The 14,630-nt window shown below is 66.1% G+C and carries 12 protein-coding genes and 1 tRNA gene; 8 read left to right on the top strand and 5 right to left on the bottom strand.

Translation table 11 applies throughout. From position 1 onward, the window contains the following. Window positions 1-75: 75 nt before the first annotated feature. From AC6RV7_RS19275 to AC6RV7_RS19265, 3 genes are all read left to right on the top strand, one after another. Window positions 76-405: a hypothetical protein gene (locus tag AC6RV7_RS19275; protein WP_500095828.1), complete on the top strand. Its 330-nt coding sequence runs from the start codon at window positions 76-78 to the stop codon at window positions 403-405. A 110-nt stretch (window positions 406-515) separates the two neighbouring features. Continuing rightward, window positions 516-710, top strand: a complete 195-nt coding sequence (locus AC6RV7_RS19270) for a hypothetical protein (protein WP_500095827.1) — start codon at window positions 516-518, stop codon at window positions 708-710. Between the two features lie 95 nt (window positions 711-805). Then, window positions 806-3,130 (top strand): cation:proton antiporter domain-containing protein, encoded by a 2,325-nt coding sequence (locus tag AC6RV7_RS19265; protein ID WP_500095826.1) that lies wholly within the window; start codon window positions 806-808, stop codon window positions 3,128-3,130. A 19-nt stretch (window positions 3,131-3,149) separates the two neighbouring features. Here AC6RV7_RS19265 and AC6RV7_RS19260 read toward each other — a convergent pair whose 3' ends face one another. Next, on the bottom strand, window positions 3,150-4,034 hold the full coding sequence (locus tag AC6RV7_RS19260) for an AraC family transcriptional regulator (protein ID WP_500095825.1): 885 nt from the start codon (window positions 4,032-4,034) through the stop codon (window positions 3,150-3,152). Window positions 4,035-4,195: 161 nt separating this feature from the next. Here AC6RV7_RS19260 and AC6RV7_RS19255 point away from each other — a divergent pair, with 161 nt between their 5' ends. The 5 genes from AC6RV7_RS19255 to AC6RV7_RS19235 all read left to right on the top strand — a co-directional run bounded on the left by AC6RV7_RS19255 (window position 4,196) and on the right by AC6RV7_RS19235 (window position 10,202). Continuing rightward, window positions 4,196-5,815, top strand: a complete 1,620-nt coding sequence (locus AC6RV7_RS19255) for a fucose isomerase (protein ID WP_500095824.1) — start codon at window positions 4,196-4,198, stop codon at window positions 5,813-5,815. Between the two features lie 41 nt (window positions 5,816-5,856). Beyond that, window positions 5,857-6,612, top strand: a complete 756-nt coding sequence (locus AC6RV7_RS19250; RefSeq protein ID WP_500095823.1) for a class II aldolase/adducin family protein — start codon at window positions 5,857-5,859, stop codon at window positions 6,610-6,612. A 164-nt stretch (window positions 6,613-6,776) separates the two neighbouring features. Beyond that, window positions 6,777-7,712, top strand: coding sequence for an ABC transporter substrate-binding protein (locus AC6RV7_RS19245; RefSeq protein ID WP_500095822.1), 936 nt, complete (start codon window positions 6,777-6,779; stop codon window positions 7,710-7,712). 22 nt (window positions 7,713-7,734) lie between these two features. Beyond that, window positions 7,735-9,207, top strand: a complete 1,473-nt coding sequence (locus tag AC6RV7_RS19240) for a sugar ABC transporter ATP-binding protein (protein ID WP_500095821.1) — start codon at window positions 7,735-7,737, stop codon at window positions 9,205-9,207. A gap of 20 nt (window positions 9,208-9,227) precedes the next feature. Then, complete coding sequence (locus AC6RV7_RS19235; protein ID WP_500095820.1) at window positions 9,228-10,202, top strand: ABC transporter permease; 975 nt, start codon at window positions 9,228-9,230, stop codon at window positions 10,200-10,202. Between the two features lie 19 nt (window positions 10,203-10,221). Here the strand turns inward: AC6RV7_RS19235 and AC6RV7_RS19230 are convergent, their stop codons facing one another. The 4 genes from AC6RV7_RS19230 to AC6RV7_RS19215 all read right to left on the bottom strand — a co-directional run bounded on the left by AC6RV7_RS19230 (window position 10,222) and on the right by AC6RV7_RS19215 (window position 14,626). Continuing rightward, window positions 10,222-12,597, bottom strand: a complete 2,376-nt coding sequence (locus AC6RV7_RS19230; RefSeq protein WP_500095819.1) for a PAS domain S-box protein — start codon at window positions 12,595-12,597, stop codon at window positions 10,222-10,224. Window positions 12,598-13,046: 449 nt separating this feature from the next. Beyond that, window positions 13,047-13,122: transfer RNA gene (locus AC6RV7_RS19225), tRNA-Ala, on the bottom strand. 81 nt (window positions 13,123-13,203) lie between these two features. Continuing rightward, window positions 13,204-14,181 carry a cell envelope integrity protein TolA gene (gene tolA / locus AC6RV7_RS19220; protein WP_500095818.1) on the bottom strand — a complete coding sequence of 326 codons (978 nt, stop codon included), beginning with the start codon at window positions 14,179-14,181 and terminating at the stop codon, window positions 13,204-13,206. Between the two features lie 16 nt (window positions 14,182-14,197). Beyond that, window positions 14,198-14,626 carry an ExbD/TolR family protein gene (locus AC6RV7_RS19215; protein ID WP_500095817.1) on the bottom strand — a complete coding sequence of 143 codons (429 nt, stop codon included), beginning with the start codon at window positions 14,624-14,626 and terminating at the stop codon, window positions 14,198-14,200. Between the last annotated feature and the right edge of the window lie 4 nt (window positions 14,627-14,630).

Genomic DNA, 14,630 nt, shown 5'->3' with positions numbered 1-14,630 from the left:
GTCGCGACGCCCATGCGGGCGATTGACACAGCGGTCCCGGCCGAGCAGCACCTCCTCGTGCGCCCGTATCGAACCATGGCCCGCCTGCTCGTCGCGCTCGTCGCCGCGGTGTGCCTGATCGTGCCGGGAGCATCGCGGGCGGAAACACACCCGACCGGTCATGACCTGACGATTTCCGCGGCCGCGACGGCCCACGCCGACCTTTTCATGTCGGTGCCGGAGGCCCAGGGGAAGCTTCCCCTGGCCACGCCCCAGCTTGCAGGCAAGCCGGCGCCGTCGTTTTTGTCGGCGCCGCATTTCGATTTTGGCGCGCCCGATCGGGCCGCGAGATTTTCCCTGCGCCGCGCGCGTTCCGACGCGCCGCGGCCGGTGCAGTGGGTGGGAACGGTGGAACTTCGGATTTGAGCGCGCTCGTCGCTCTCCGTCGTTAACGCGCGCCCTGCGGGCTCGCTTCCTCAGGCGTCGCTGCACGCCTCCACCTCATTCCGCGCCAGCGTGGCTGGCGCCCTGCAACCATGGATACTCAAAAGAATTCTCAGAACAACAACGCGCCCCACGACCGCTCGGCTGTCGCCGGCTGGGGCGCCCTCGCCGGTGTCGTCGCAGGCCTCATCGTAGGTCTGATTGCGGGCCACTGGTTTTTCTGGACGCTAGCCGTCGGCAGCGTCGGTTTGGTCGTCGGTGGACTGATCGATCGCTCGCGGCATTAATCGTTGATGCCGAACTTGCGGATTTACTCCGTCCTCAACTTCGTTCGCCATCGCGAAAATAACTTCGCGGTGGCGAACCTAGACTTTTTTGAACGATGGACGGAATCAGCCTTATCCAGGACCTTGCGGTGGTGCTGCTCGCGGCCGGCCTGGCCGGTTTGCTCTGCCGGCGCCTGGGGTTGTCCGTCATCGTCGGTTATCTCCTCGCGGGCGTCGCGATCGGGCCGCACACGCCGCCGTTCTCGTTCATTCACGATGTCGACCGGATCCAGACGCTTTCGCAGATCGGGCTGGTCTTCCTGATGTTCGCGATCGGCCTCGGCCTGAGCATCTCGAAGCTCGGCCGGATGGGCTGGCCCACGCTGCTGGCGACGGGCTTGGGCGCCTTTTTCATGCTCAACCTGACCCAGCTGCTGGGTCTCGCGGTCGGCTGGACGTCCGCGCAATCGCTCTTCGTCGCGGCGATGTTCATGGTCTCGAGCTCGGCGGTCATCGCGAAGATCGTCGGCGAGCTCAATCTCAGCCACGAACGTTCGGCGCAGCTGGCGCTCAGCATCACGGTGATGGAGGACGTCGTGGCGGTCGTGATGCTGACCCTGCTGGCGACGTATGCCGGCCAGGCGCAGCAGACCAGCGTGGGCTGGCTGCTCACGAGCATGTCCGCCTTCGTCGTGCTCCTCGTCGGCGCCGGACTGTTGATGGTGCCGCGGTTGATGCGGCGTCTCGAGGCGCGCGCCGATCCGGAACTGCAGACGATCATCGTCGCCGGCTTGCTGTTCCTCCTCGCCATCGCCGCCGCTAAAGCCGGCTACTCGCTCGCGCTCGGCGCATTTTTACTCGGAGCGATCGTGGCGGAGATCCCGCAGAAAGGAGCGGTCGAGAAATCGTTTTCCGGGATGCGCGACCTCTTCAGCAGCGTGTTTTTCGTGTCCATCGGCATGATGATCGATCCTTCGCTGCTCAAATCCGTCTGGCCGCTGGTGATCGGCCTGACCGTGTTTGTGCTGATCGGACGCGCGATGGCGACCGGTATGGCGCTCATCATCTGCGGCACGCGCCCGCATGAAGCGCGGCGCGCCGGACTGCTGCTGGGGCCGCTGGGCGAGTTCTCCTTCATCATCGCGCAGCTGGGGGTCAGTTCCGCCGTCCTGCCGCCCCGCTATTATCCTCTGGCCGTCGGTGTATCCATCCTGACCGTACTGCTGGTCCCGCTGATCAACCGGCACGCCACCGCGATTGTGGCCTGGAGCGAGCGCATCGAACCTCCGCTCGTGCGGCGCGCGTTTGAAGCTTATCACAACTGGCTCGGCCACGTTCAGTCGGCGCCCACGACCTCGGTGGCGTGGAAACTGGTTCGCGGCCGTTTGGTTCAGGTCGGCGTGGAGGTGCTGTTCGTCACGGGAGTCATCTCCTTTTCCCGGCTGATCCTCGGACTGCTGCTGCCTTATGCGGACACCGTCGCACTCTCGCCGGAAGCGATGAGTTATGTCTTCTGGAGCACCGTCACCGTCATCGCTCTCGTGCCGCTTTTCGCGATCTGGCGCAACCTTTCCGCCATCGCGATGATCGTGGCCGAGAGCCTCAGCGGCAGCACGCCGCTGCCCGCCACCGTCGTGGAAAGTGCGATCAAGGGCATCGCGGCGGTCCTGATTAGCTACTGGCTTTTCCTGATCGTCCCGACCGATCAACTCGGCGCCTGGGGCTGGCTGGTGCTCGCCGCGGCGGCGCTCGCGGTCGTGGCCGTGTTCTCCAGCCGGCTGGTTTACTGGCACAGCCACTGGCAGAGCTCGGTGCGCGAGGTGCTCGCGGAGGAGGCCGGGGTCGCGGCGGCGAGTGCGTTGGAAGCCGCGCGGGGCAAACGCATGGAGGACCTGCGGTCCTGGGACCTGCACCTCGCCGAATGCGTCGTGCCCGATGCGGCGCGCTACGGCGGTCAGACGCTCCTCGAACTCGCCATTCCCAACCGTTTCGATTGCGCGGTCCTGGAACTCGAGCGCAACGGTCACGTGATCACCGCGATTCGTCCCGAACTGCGCGTCTATCCCGGCGACAAGCTGCTGCTGCTGGGTCAGACGGAACGTCTCGACGCGGCGTGCGAAGCACTGACGGAGCAGAAGGCCGTGCCCGACCAGTCCGAGGAGTTTCGCGGCTCCGTCCTCGAAACCTTTCCGATCGGGAAAGGTCCTCACATCGGACGGTCGCTGGCCGAGCTGCGACTCTCCCAGACCACCGGCACCCGCGTGGTCGGGATTCAGCGCGGCGAGGGGAAAATCATCGCTCCATCCGGCGAGGAGAAACTCGAAGCCGGCGATAACGTGCTCGTGGCCGGCACCCTCGCCGAGATCTCGGCGTTCCGGCGCTGGTTGCGCGCCAACGCTCCCGTGGCCAACGCGTCTCCGGCGGCGCCGGCTTCGAACTAGGCGGCGCCGCAGGCGGCGTTCAGTCGCTGGCGTGGTGGCGTAAAAAATGCGCCGGCGAGATCCCGTGCACCGCCTTGAAGAGACGGGAGAAATGATACGGATCGCCATAGCCCGCGCGCGCGGCGACCTCCTTCACGAAGCCGCCGCTGCGCAGCAGATCCTCGGCGGCGAGGTTCATTTTGTGGCGCAGCAGATATTGATACGGGCTCACGCCCTGGAACCGGCGAAACAGCCGGTTGAGTCCGGAGGGTTCGAGATGCAGCGCCGCCGCGATGTCGGCGAGCGAACAAAACCGCGCGCCCTCCTCGTCGATCAGCGCCTTGCAGCGGAGGAATTTCTCCCGCGCCGCGCTCGGCTGCCGGCCACCCCGGTGACGCCGCGCCGCCGCGATCTTCAGCAGCAGCAAATCGGCGATGCGGTCGCAGATCTCCCTCGCCAGCGGCGTGTGCTCGGCGCCTTCGCGAATCAACAGATCGAAAAGATCGCGGACCTCGCCATGACGCGCGACCTGCATCGCCGCGCCGGGACTGACCGCGTGCCGCGCCAGACTCGCCGCGGCGTCGCGCCCGGCGAAACAGATGAAGTATTTTAACAACGTGCGACCGCCCGCCGGCGCCATCCGCAAGCTGACCCCGGGACCGTGCGCGAAGAGCATTCCCGGACGCAGCGGCCACGTTTCCCCGCCAAACGACAGTTCCCCTTCACCCTCCGCCACATACTCCAACGTGGGAAACGGATACGTGGATCGCTGCACAAGATAGCGCTCGCCGCAGCGCTCGCGTCCCCCGAAGGCGACCCGCCGCGGTCCGCTCGCGCGGGGCACGAGGTCCAGGAAGAAATAAGCGCCGGCGCTCACTTCCGGCGAAAGCAGCGCCTGCTCCTGGCGTGACGGGGGACGCGACATCGCGCGCAATTCCGTCCGAGCGGCGGCAAGCGGGCAATCCAAACCTTGCGCGTTTTATCCATCCCATTTCCAGCATTGTCTATTCTGCGCCCGGGCGGGATATGCGAAACTGCGAGGGTATCCTCCCCAACCCCCTTTCGCGCTCACGCGCATTATTATCCATGCCCAAACCCACCGTTCTCCTCGTCGCCAGTGGCGACCTTCGCGCCTCGGCCAACGAAAAATGCTGGCCCGCCCAGGCGGCAATGGAAAAGCAGCTCGCCGCCGCGGTCAGCCGCTGCGGCGGCACGCTCGTGCGTGCCCATCCTTACAAGCCGAAGCAGAAGCACGGCTTCATCGGCTCGCAGAAGGAAGGAATGAGCGTCTTCGCCAACCTCGATCCCAAGGCGCCGCTCATCGTCGCCGAGAGCGTGTGGCAGTATTCGCATCACGTCCTCGCGGGACTCATCTCCCACCAAGGCCCGATTCTCACCGTCGCGAACTGGTCCGGCACCTGGCCGGGACTCGTCGGCATGTTGAATCTCAACGGCTCCCTGACGAAGGCCGGCGTGAAGTATTCGACGTTGTGGAGTCAGGATTTCACGGATGAGTTTTTCCTCGCCGGCCTCGCGAGCTGGCTGAAGACCGGCACGGTGAAGCATACGACGCCGCATGTCCGCGCGCTCGCCAAATGCCGCGTGCCGTCCAAGGCCGGCTCCGTGGCCCGGCAGCTCGCCGCCGAGCTCCGCACGCGCAAGGCGATCATGGGCGTCTTCGACGAAGGCTGCATGGGCATGTTCAACGCGATCATCCCGGACGAACTGCTCTTTTCCACCGGCGTCTACAAGGAGCGGCTCTCGCAGTCCTCGCTCTATTACGCGGCCACCCAGGTGCCCGAGTCCGAGGCCCGCACGGCCTACGAGTGGCTGAAAAAGAAAGGCATGACGTTCCACCTCGGCTCCAACGAGGAAACCGATCTGACCGAAAACCAGATCCTCTGGCAGTGCCGCACCTACATCGCCGCGCTCCGGCTCGCCGACGAATTCGGCTGCGACACCATTGGCATCCAGTATCAGCAGGGCCTGAAGGATCTCCTGCCCGCCTCGGACCTGGTCGAGGGCATTTTGAACAACAGCGATCGGCCGCCGGTGAAGAACGCCGCCGGGCGCGTGATCAAGGCCGGCGAACCGCTGCCGCATTTCAACGAGGTCGACGAATGCGCCGGCCTCGACGGCCTCATGACGTTGCGCGTGCATCGGGCGCTCAACCAGCCGGTGGAGAACACGCTGCATGACCTCCGCTGGGGCGATTTCGACCAAAGCGGAACGACCGACGACTACGTCTGGGTCTTCCTCATCTCCGGCAGCGCGCCGCCGGCGCATCATGTCGGCGGATACAAGGGCACCGACTCCCACCGCCAGCCGTCGATGTATTTCCGTCTCGGCGGCGGCACCGTCCGCGGCATCGCCAAGCCCGGCGAGATCGTCTGGAGCCGCATCTTCGTGGAGAAGGGCAAGCTCAAGATGGACCTCGGCCGCGCCAAGGCGATCGCGTTGCCCGCGGAGGAAACCGAACGCCGCTGGCAGGAAACCACGCCGCAATGGCCGATCATGCACGCGGTGACGTATGGCGTTTCCCGCGACCAGATGATGGCGCGCCACAAGGCCAACCACATCCAGGTCGCCTACGCCAACAGCGCGCGCGAGGCGGATCTCGCCCTCTACACCAAGGCGGCGCTCGCCCGCGAACTCGGCCTCGAGGTCTCGCTCTGCGGCACCAAGGCCGACGGTTCCGCGTTCTGATTCGTTCCGGGCGGGCTTTCGAGTCCGCCCTTTTTTATTCCATGGCCACACCTTCCCTCGAACCCCTCCTGGCCCTCTCGCATGACCTCGGTCGCGAGGATCGGCGGCTCGCCATCCTCGGCGAAGGCAACACGTCGATGCGTCTGTCCCCCGAAACGTTCGCCGTGAAAGCCAGCGGCAGCAATCTCGCCACCCTCTCCGCCGCCGGCCTCTCCGCCTGCCGCTTTCGCGGTCTGCTGGATCTGCTCGAGCGTCGTGCCGCTTCGGATACGACGATCGAGGAAACGCTCCTCGACGCGCGGGTCGACGCCGCGGCCCGCAAGCCGTCCGTCGAGGCGATGTTTCACGCGTGGCTGCTCACGCTGCCCGGCGTCAACTTCGTCGGGCACACGCATCCGGTCGCGGTCAACGGCGTGCTGTGCTCGCCCAAGGCCGCGGCGTTCGCGCGCCGGCGTCTGTTTCCCGACGAGATCGTCTGCTGCGGGCCGGCGTCGGTGCTCGTGCCCTACACCGATCCCGGGCTCAAGCTCGCGCAGGCGATCCGGCGCGGAGTGGAAACCTTCCGCCGCCAGCATGGCATCGTGCCGCGGGTGATCCTGCTGCAGAATCACGGACTCATCGCGCTGGGCGCCACGCCCGCCGCCGTGCTGGCCGCGACCTTGATGACCGTGAAGGCCGCCGAAATCACGCTCGGCGCCGCCGCGCTCGGCGGGCCCCGTTATCTCACGCCCGCGGATGTCGCCCGCATCGCCGGCCGCACGGATGAGCATTACCGCCAGAAAGCCCTCGGGCTCTGATTTTCCCCATCGTTTGAAGACGCGATCAGCCGTCCTCCGGGATTGCGCCGGCAAAATTTGTTCTCACGTTCGTCGTCCGAGCGGCTCCTGCGAGCCCGCCGACGTGCAACGCTTCGAGGAATCGAACCTCGACACCTCGCCCGCCGCAAAATCCCCTTAACTCCATGAAACCCCTGCCCCTTCTTCTTTCCCTTGCGCTCGCGTGTTCCAGCGCCTTCGCCGCCGAGCGCATCGCGGTCATTCCGAAAGGCACGACGCACAGCTTCTGGAAATCAGTCGAGGCCGGCGCCCGCGAAGCCGGCAAGGAACTCGGCGTCGAAATCATCTGGAAAGGCCCGCTGAAGGAGGACGACCGCGCCCAGCAGATCGCCGTGGTCCAGCAATTCGTCGCCTCCAACGTGTCCGGGATCGTCCTCGCGCCGCTCGACGACACCGCGCTGCGCAATCCGGTGAAGAGCGCGGCCGAGCGCAACATCCCCGTCGTCATCTTTGACTCCGCCCTGAAGGGCGAAGCCGGCACGGACTTCGTCAGCTTCGTCGCGACCGACAATCACCGCGGCGGAGAGATCGGCGGCGAGGAACTCGCGCGACTGCTCGGCGGCAAAGGCAAGGTCGTCCTGTTGCGCTACAGCGAGGGCTCGGCCAGCACCGCCGCTCGCGAAGCAGGCTTTCTCGAGGCGATGAAGCGTCATCCCGGCATCGCGATCACCGTGGACAATCGTTACGCCGGCGCGACCGTTTCGTCCGCCCAGGATTCGGCGATGAACCTCATCGACAAGATTCGCGACGCCGACGGCATTTTCTGCCCGAACGAATCGAGCACCCAAGGCATGCTGCTCGCGCTGCGCCAGACCGGACTCGCCGGCAAAAAGAAGTTCGTCGGCTTCGACACCTCGCCCACGCTGCTCGCGGCGCTGAACCGCGGCGACCTCCAGGCACTCGTCGCCCAGAATCCGAAACGCATGGGCTACATGGGCGTGACCACCGTGGTGAACCACCTGCGCGGCGAAAAAGTGGAAACGAGCATCGACACCGGTTGCGTGCTCGTCACGCGCGAGAATCGCAACGAGGCCGCGGTGCAGGCGGTGATCGGAAAGTAAACGCCCGCTCTCAACGGACCGCATGTCTCCGCGCCTCCGCCTGACGGGAATTCGCAAGCGCTTCGGCGCGACGCGTGCACTCGACGGCGTCGAGTTGTCGATTGCGCCGGGCGAGGTTCACGCCCTCGTCGGCGAAAACGGCGCCGGCAAAAGCACGTTGATGAAAGTCCTTTCGGGCGTGCACGCGCCCGACGAGGGCACGATGGAGCTCGAAGGGAAACCGTTCGCCCCGGCGGGACCGCTCGAAGCCCGCCGCGCGGGCGTCGTGATGGTGAACCAGGAGCTGGCGATCGCGCCGCATCTGACCGTCGTCGAGAATGTCGTGCTCGGCGCGGAGCCCAGCCGCTTCCTGCTCCGCCATGCGGAGGCCCACCGGATCGCGAGCGACGCGCTCGCGCAGGTCGGTCGGCCGGATATTCCGCTCGGTTTGCGGGCGGGCGAACTCAGCGTCGCCGAACAGCAGCTCGTCGAGATCGCGCGCGCCGTGGCCCTCGGTTGCCGCGTGCTCGTTTTGGACGAACCCACGAGCAGCCTGACGAAGCGCGACGTGGAGAACCTTTTCGCCCTCGTGCGCCGCCTGCGCTCGCAAGGCCAGTCCGTGATCTACATCTCGCATTTTCTCGAGGAGGTGCAGGCGTTGTCGGATCGCTACACCGTGCTGCGGGACGGCGTCAGTGTTGCGACCGGACGCACCGCCGAAACCACGGCCGGAGAACTCGCGCGACAGATGGTCGGCCGCCAGGTGAGCGATCTTTATGTGCATTCCTCCCGCGAACCGGGCGACGTCGTCCTGCGCCTCGAGGAACTCGCGGGTGTGACCAAGCCGGTGTCGGCGTCGCTAGAGCTGCGGCGCGGCGAGGTCTTCGGCATTGCGGGCCTGATCGGCGCCGGCCGCAGCGAATTGCTGCGCACGATCTTCGGACTCGATCCCGTCGTGCGCGGGGCGGTGCGCATCGCCGCCGCCGCCGGGCCGGCGTCGCCGGCCGCTCGCTGGCGTCAGGGCATCGGCATGCTGAGCGAAGATCGCAAACTCGAAGGCCTCGCGCTCGATCTTTCGATCGCCGACAACCTCACGCTGCCGAAGCTCGACGCGTGGTTTCGTCCATCGCAGCTGCTCCACGAATCCGCGCACTGGATCGAGCGCATGGGCGTGCGTTGCGCCGGCGCCGCGCAGCCCGTCGGTCAGTTGTCGGGCGGCAATCAGCAGAAGGTCGCGCTCGGCCGGCTGCTCCGCAACGGCGCGGACATCCTGCTGCTCGACGAACCGACCCGCGGCGTCGACATCGGAGCCAAACAGAACATTTACCGCCTCATCGACGAACTCGCGAACCAGGGCAAGGCCGTCCTCATGGTCAGCAGTTACCTGCCCGAACTGCTCGGCACCTGCGATCGCATCGCCGTGATGTGCCGCGGCCGGTTGTGTCCGGCGCGTCCCGCGCGCGAATGGAGCGAGCATGAGATCATGCTCGCCGCCACCGGTGCGGCGGCCGCGTGACCCCGACGTTTCGATTCTTCATGCCCACTGCCGCTTCCAGCCCTTCCCGTTTCACGGTCGCCGCCGGCCGATTGATTTCCACCGCCGGACCCGTGCTCGGGTTGATCGCCGTGTGTGTTTTGTTCGGAGCGCTGCGGTTCGAAACCTTCGTCTCCTTCGACAACTTCGCGATCGTGCTGCAGCAAACCGCGGTCATCGGCATCGCGGCGCTCGGCATGACGCTCATCATCATCGCCGGCGGCATCGATCTTTCGGTGGGTTCGGTCATCGCCCTCGGGACCGTGATCATCGCGTTGATGATCGAGCGCGGGTGGTCGCCGTTGGCGGCCGCATTGTTTGGCATCGCCAGCTCGGCGGCGTGCGGCGCGTTTTCCGGCTTGCTGATCACGCGCCTGCGGCTGCTGCCGTTCGTGGTCACGCTCGGCATGATGGGCGCGCTCCGCGGCGCGGCGAAGGGCCTCGCGGGCGAACAGCCGATCTATCCCGACGAAACCTGGCTCAATTCGCTGATGCAGCTCGGCGGCCGCGGCTCGCTGCCCACCGGCGTGTGGCTGACGCTTGCGCTCGCGGTGATCGTCGCGGTGGTGCTGCGGCATACGCGTTTCGGCCGCCACGTGTTCGCGGTGGGTTCGAGCGAACTCACGGCCCGGTTGTGCGGCGTGCCCGTGGAGCGGGTGAAACTTCTCGTTTACACGCTCGGAGGCGCGTTCGCCGGCATCGCGGCGATCCTTCAGTTTGCGTATCTGACCGGCGGCGATCCGACCACCGCGGTGGGTCTGGAGCTCAACATCATCGCCGCCGTCGTGATCGGCGGTGCGAGTCTCAATGGCGGCCAGGGCGGCGTCGTCGGCACGTTGGTGGGCGCGCTGATCATGAGCGTCGTCGCCAATGGCTGCACCAAGCTCGGCCTGCCCAACTGGGTGCAGGAGATCGTGACCGGCGGCATCATCGTCGCCGCGGTGTTGCTCGACTACGTGCGGCGCCGGAGCCGCTGATTTCCACGAGCCGGCACGGTCAGCCCCGCGCGCGTCCCGGCAACGTCTCCCGCAGTTTGAGAGCCAGTTGTTCGAGCGCCCGATCCAGCGCGTCGGTGCGGATCGGCTTGGTCAGGTGCAGGGAGAAGCCGGCCTCGCGACTGCGTGCCAGGTCCGCGTCCGATCCGTAACCGCTCAACGCGATGCCGACGCAGGCGTGGCGCTCCCCGAGGGTTCGCATCAGGTCCAGCCCGTTGCCGTCCGGAAGTCCGATGTCGGAAATCACCAGGCCGATCGGCTGCGTGCACGCGAGCGCCTCGGCCGCGGAACCGGCCTGCACGACCTCCAGCTCCCGTATCGCGAGCAGGCGCGCGAGCGCGAGGCGGCTCGGTTCGTGATCCTCGACCAGCAGCACCCGGCCAAAATCGGCGAAACCGCGGCGTGCGGGCGCGCGCGCCCGTTCGCGGCGCTGCGACGGCAGCGCGCCCGGCGTCGCGGCGAGCGGCAGCTCCACCGTAAACGTCGCGCCGCGGTCGCGTCCCTCACTGCGGCCCGTCACCGTGCCGGCATGCAGCTCCGCGAGCTTGCGCGAGATCGCCAGGCCGAGTCCGAGACCGCCGAACCGCGCGGGGCCGCCTTCGCCGCTGTGCTCGCCTTGCGCAAACGGATCGAAAACGGTTGCGAGCTCCCGCGGCGTCAGCCCGTAGCCCGTATCCGCGATGTCGATGCGAATGCACCCTTCGTTGTCCAGGGACGGATGCGTCACCACGCTGATCCGCCCGCCAGCCGGCGTGAACTTCACGGCGTTGCGGAGGAGGTTCCAGAACACCTGCTGGAGGCGGACGCCGTCGCCCAACACCATCGAACCCGGGGCGGTGAATTTCACGTCGAGCTGCAGCTGCTTCTGCGCGAGGTCGCGGCGGATGTTTTCGATCGCCTGCTCCAGCGCCACATGCACGTCCTGCGCCTCCAGGTCGATCGTGAGCTTGTTGTGCGCGATGCTGGTGAGATCGAGGAGGTCGTCGATCAGCCGCTTCTCGAGGCCGACGTTGTGCGCGATCAACTCGAAATCGCGGCGGATATCCGGAGGGAGCGACTCGTTCGCGGCGGCTTCGCTGGCGAGCAAGAGCACGGGATTGAGCGGCGTGCGGAGCTCATGCGAGAGCGTGGCGAGGAAATTGTCCTTCGCGCGTGAGGCGGCCAGCGCTTCGTCACGCGCGACGCGGAGGGCGGCCTCCGACCGTGCGCGCTCGACCAGCGGCCAGACCCGGGCGCCAACGTTCTCCACGAGTTGCAGCTCTTCGCTGGTCCATTCCCGCACCCTGTTGTCCGTCACGGCGAGCACGACCGAGCACTCCCCGCTGCGCTTCACTGGCTGAACGACATAGGAACGCAGGCCGTTCCGGGCGTAATTTGCGGCGGCCGCGGCATCGATCAGGGGATGATTCTGGGTGTCCGCCACGGCAAAGTCGCCTTCGGAAAACGCCCGCCACCAGGCAGCGCCGCCGAAATCATAGAGCGTCAGCCGCCCCTGTAGACTCCGAGCCGCGTCCCGCACCCAGTTTTCACTGACCTGAACGGAATTATCGGCCTCGAAACACTCGACGAAATAGCAGCGGTGGGCGCCCACAAACTCCCCGACCGCCTTCACTGCTTGCCGGACGATTTCCTGCTCGGTGCTGAGCGGCGCCAGTTCTTGCGTCAGGTCGGCGAGAAACCGAACCGCTGCGGCCGCGCGATGTTTCTCGGTCACGTCGCGCGTGGTGCCGGCGATCGCCTCGACCTCGCCATCGGCGCCGAAAACGGGCGCAAAAATGTAATCGTAAAGCCGGCGGCCATTGGTGCCCGTGAAGGCCACCTCGCCGCGGATCGCCTTCCGCGTCGCGACGACCTGGTCGATCTCGCGTTCGTGCATGTCGGCGTGCCACGGCTCGTAGCCGAGCTCGAGGCAACGTTTGCCGATGGCTTCGTCCAGGGTGCGGCCCCACATCGAGAGCAGGGCTTTGTTGGCGTAGGTGAAGCGATGCTCGCGGTCGAACACGTAGACGAGATCGGGCGTGTGGGAGAGCGCCGTCTCGTAGAGGCGCCTCTGACGATCGCCGGCCTCCTGGACCGGTGTGAGGTCGAGGATCATCGCGACGGCGCCGGACAAGCGGCCTTGCCCGTCACGGATCGCGGTGATCGTCGCGCCCGCGCAAAAAACGGTGCCGTCTTTTCGCAGGGAGCGTTTCTCCAGGAAAAAATACGATTCGCCGCCGTTCAATCGACGAAACCCGGCCTTGACCGCCTCGCGATCGTCCGGATGAGCGATTTCCGCCAGGGAGAGCGTGCGCAACTCCGCTTCCGTATAGCCGAGCAGGTCCTGGCAGCGCGAATTGGCGGACTTGAAGCCTCCGTTTTCGTCAAGATGGGCCACGCCCACGTGTCCCTGAGGCCGGGACGCGCCCGCGGGTTCGCCCTCGCAAGCCTCGAATTGCTGGCCGTCAATCGCGTGCATCGATCGATTCACCATCGTTGCGCCGGACTGTCCTGCCGGACTGCTGCGACCGACAAACGGGTAAAGGCGAGCGGAGATCGCGGCACATGAGAAAAGAAACGTCGAAAGCGCGGGAAACGGATCGGAATTGTCGATCGCCCGTTTCCGCCCTCAAGCCTTGAGCTCCGCCGAAACGTGAAACGTTTGTAAAGTAAGTCATGACAGCGGGAACGGCGCCGGCAGGGCGTTGCCGCGGCCGCATCGCAGACTCGGCTCCCACGTGCCGGTTCCTCGCCATCTTCTCGCATCAGCCGTGCGGATACAGCGTTCCGCGTTCGAAGCCGCTTCGGGCTCGCTCGCACCTGGGGTGCGCATCTGCGTTTCAAGGATGGTGGACCCTAGCGGGTTCGAACCGCTGACCTCCTCAATGCCATTGAGGCGCTCTACCAACTGAGCTAAGAGCCCAACGATCCTTGCGAGAGGTCAGCAAAATCGAAGTTCCGCGCGCGAAAGCAAGGAGTTTTTTGCCGAGTTGCGCACGAAGCCTCACTCGCCGTCCAGCTCCCGCATTCTGAACGGAATAACGATCGTCTCGCTGCGTTTGTCGGGCCGCGGTCCGATGGAGCGCACACTGGCCACGGCGGTGAGCGCAGCCCGGTCGAATTCGTTGCTGCCCGACGACTGCTTGATCCGCGCGCTCGTCATCGTGCCGTTCGCCAGCAGCTCCACTTCGACCAAGGCAACCAGCGAGTCCGCCAGCCCGGGTGGTTTGTCGAGAGCGTCGCGCAATCGGCTCCGGAGCAGCGAAAAATACAGGTCCATCGGATCGCCTTCGTCGCGCGTCAGCGCCCGGCCGCCGGCACCGCCGGTCTTGTTGGCGGTGGAGCCGCCGACCACGCCTTTGGCAATGCCTTCGGCGTCGATGCGCGCGACTTTCACGGAGGAGCTGGTGCCGGCCTTGGCAGCCGGAGCGGAGGACTTGTTTTTGTTCAGGCGATCGAAATCCGCCTTGGACATCCGCTGGCTTTTCAACCGCTCTTCCTTGGCGGCGCGTTCGGCCGCTTCGCGCGCCTTGCGTTCGGCGATCTGCTGAGCGCGGCGGTCGTTGGCCTCCTTCCGGATCTGGGTGATGGCCGCCTTGTTCTTCACCATCTTCGTCAGGTCCGGGATGCTGTCCGATTTTGCGGACGACTTGGGCGCGGGCGCAGGGGCGCGCTGGATCACGGGTTCGGGGGCCGGTTGCACGGGCGCACGCTCGATCTGCACCGGTTCCGCCGCCGGCGGTTCGGGCGTGGGCGCGGGCGCCGGAGGCTGCGGGATCGTGATCTTGATCCCGCCCGGCACGCCCAGCGCGGGCGCCTCCGTGGCCATGTAGTTGTCGCCCTCGCCAGCCACGAGTTCGAAGATCTTCGGCGATTCCTCGATCTTGCGGTTCACGCCGTAGGTGAAGAACAACACCAACGCGATGAACGCCGCGTGCAGCAGCGCCGACATCACAAATGCGTTGGTCCGGCTCGTGGTCATCCCGCGGGGCCGCGCTTCAATCCGCGGCTTGGGTGTCGAAGGTGATCTTCGTCAGCTCGTGCTTCTTGATCTCGTCCATCAAACGCACGATCTGCTGATATTGGAGCGAAAAATCCGCCCGGATCCGGATGACCGGCGGCTTCGGGCGGCGCGCCAGCTCCTGCAGCCGCGGACCCAGATCCTCGAACGCCACCGGCGTATTGCCGAAGAAAAACTGGCCGCGTTTGTCGATCGCGATCGATTGAAACGTCAGGTCCTTGTCCGGTTTTTCCTGCTCGCGCTTCGACTCGGACGGGAGGTTGACCTGGATCGACTGCTCCTGCTGCACCATCGAGGCGGTGATCATGAAGATCACCAGCAGGATGAAGCCGAGGTCGATCAAATTGGTGACGTTGAGGTCCGCAATCGGGTGCGACGTGCGGTGTCGGCGAAAACTTCGGGCCATGGTG

The organism is Opitutus sp. sgz309028 (assembly GCF_059821195.1).
This window is presented reverse-complemented; position numbering and strand designations above follow the sequence as displayed.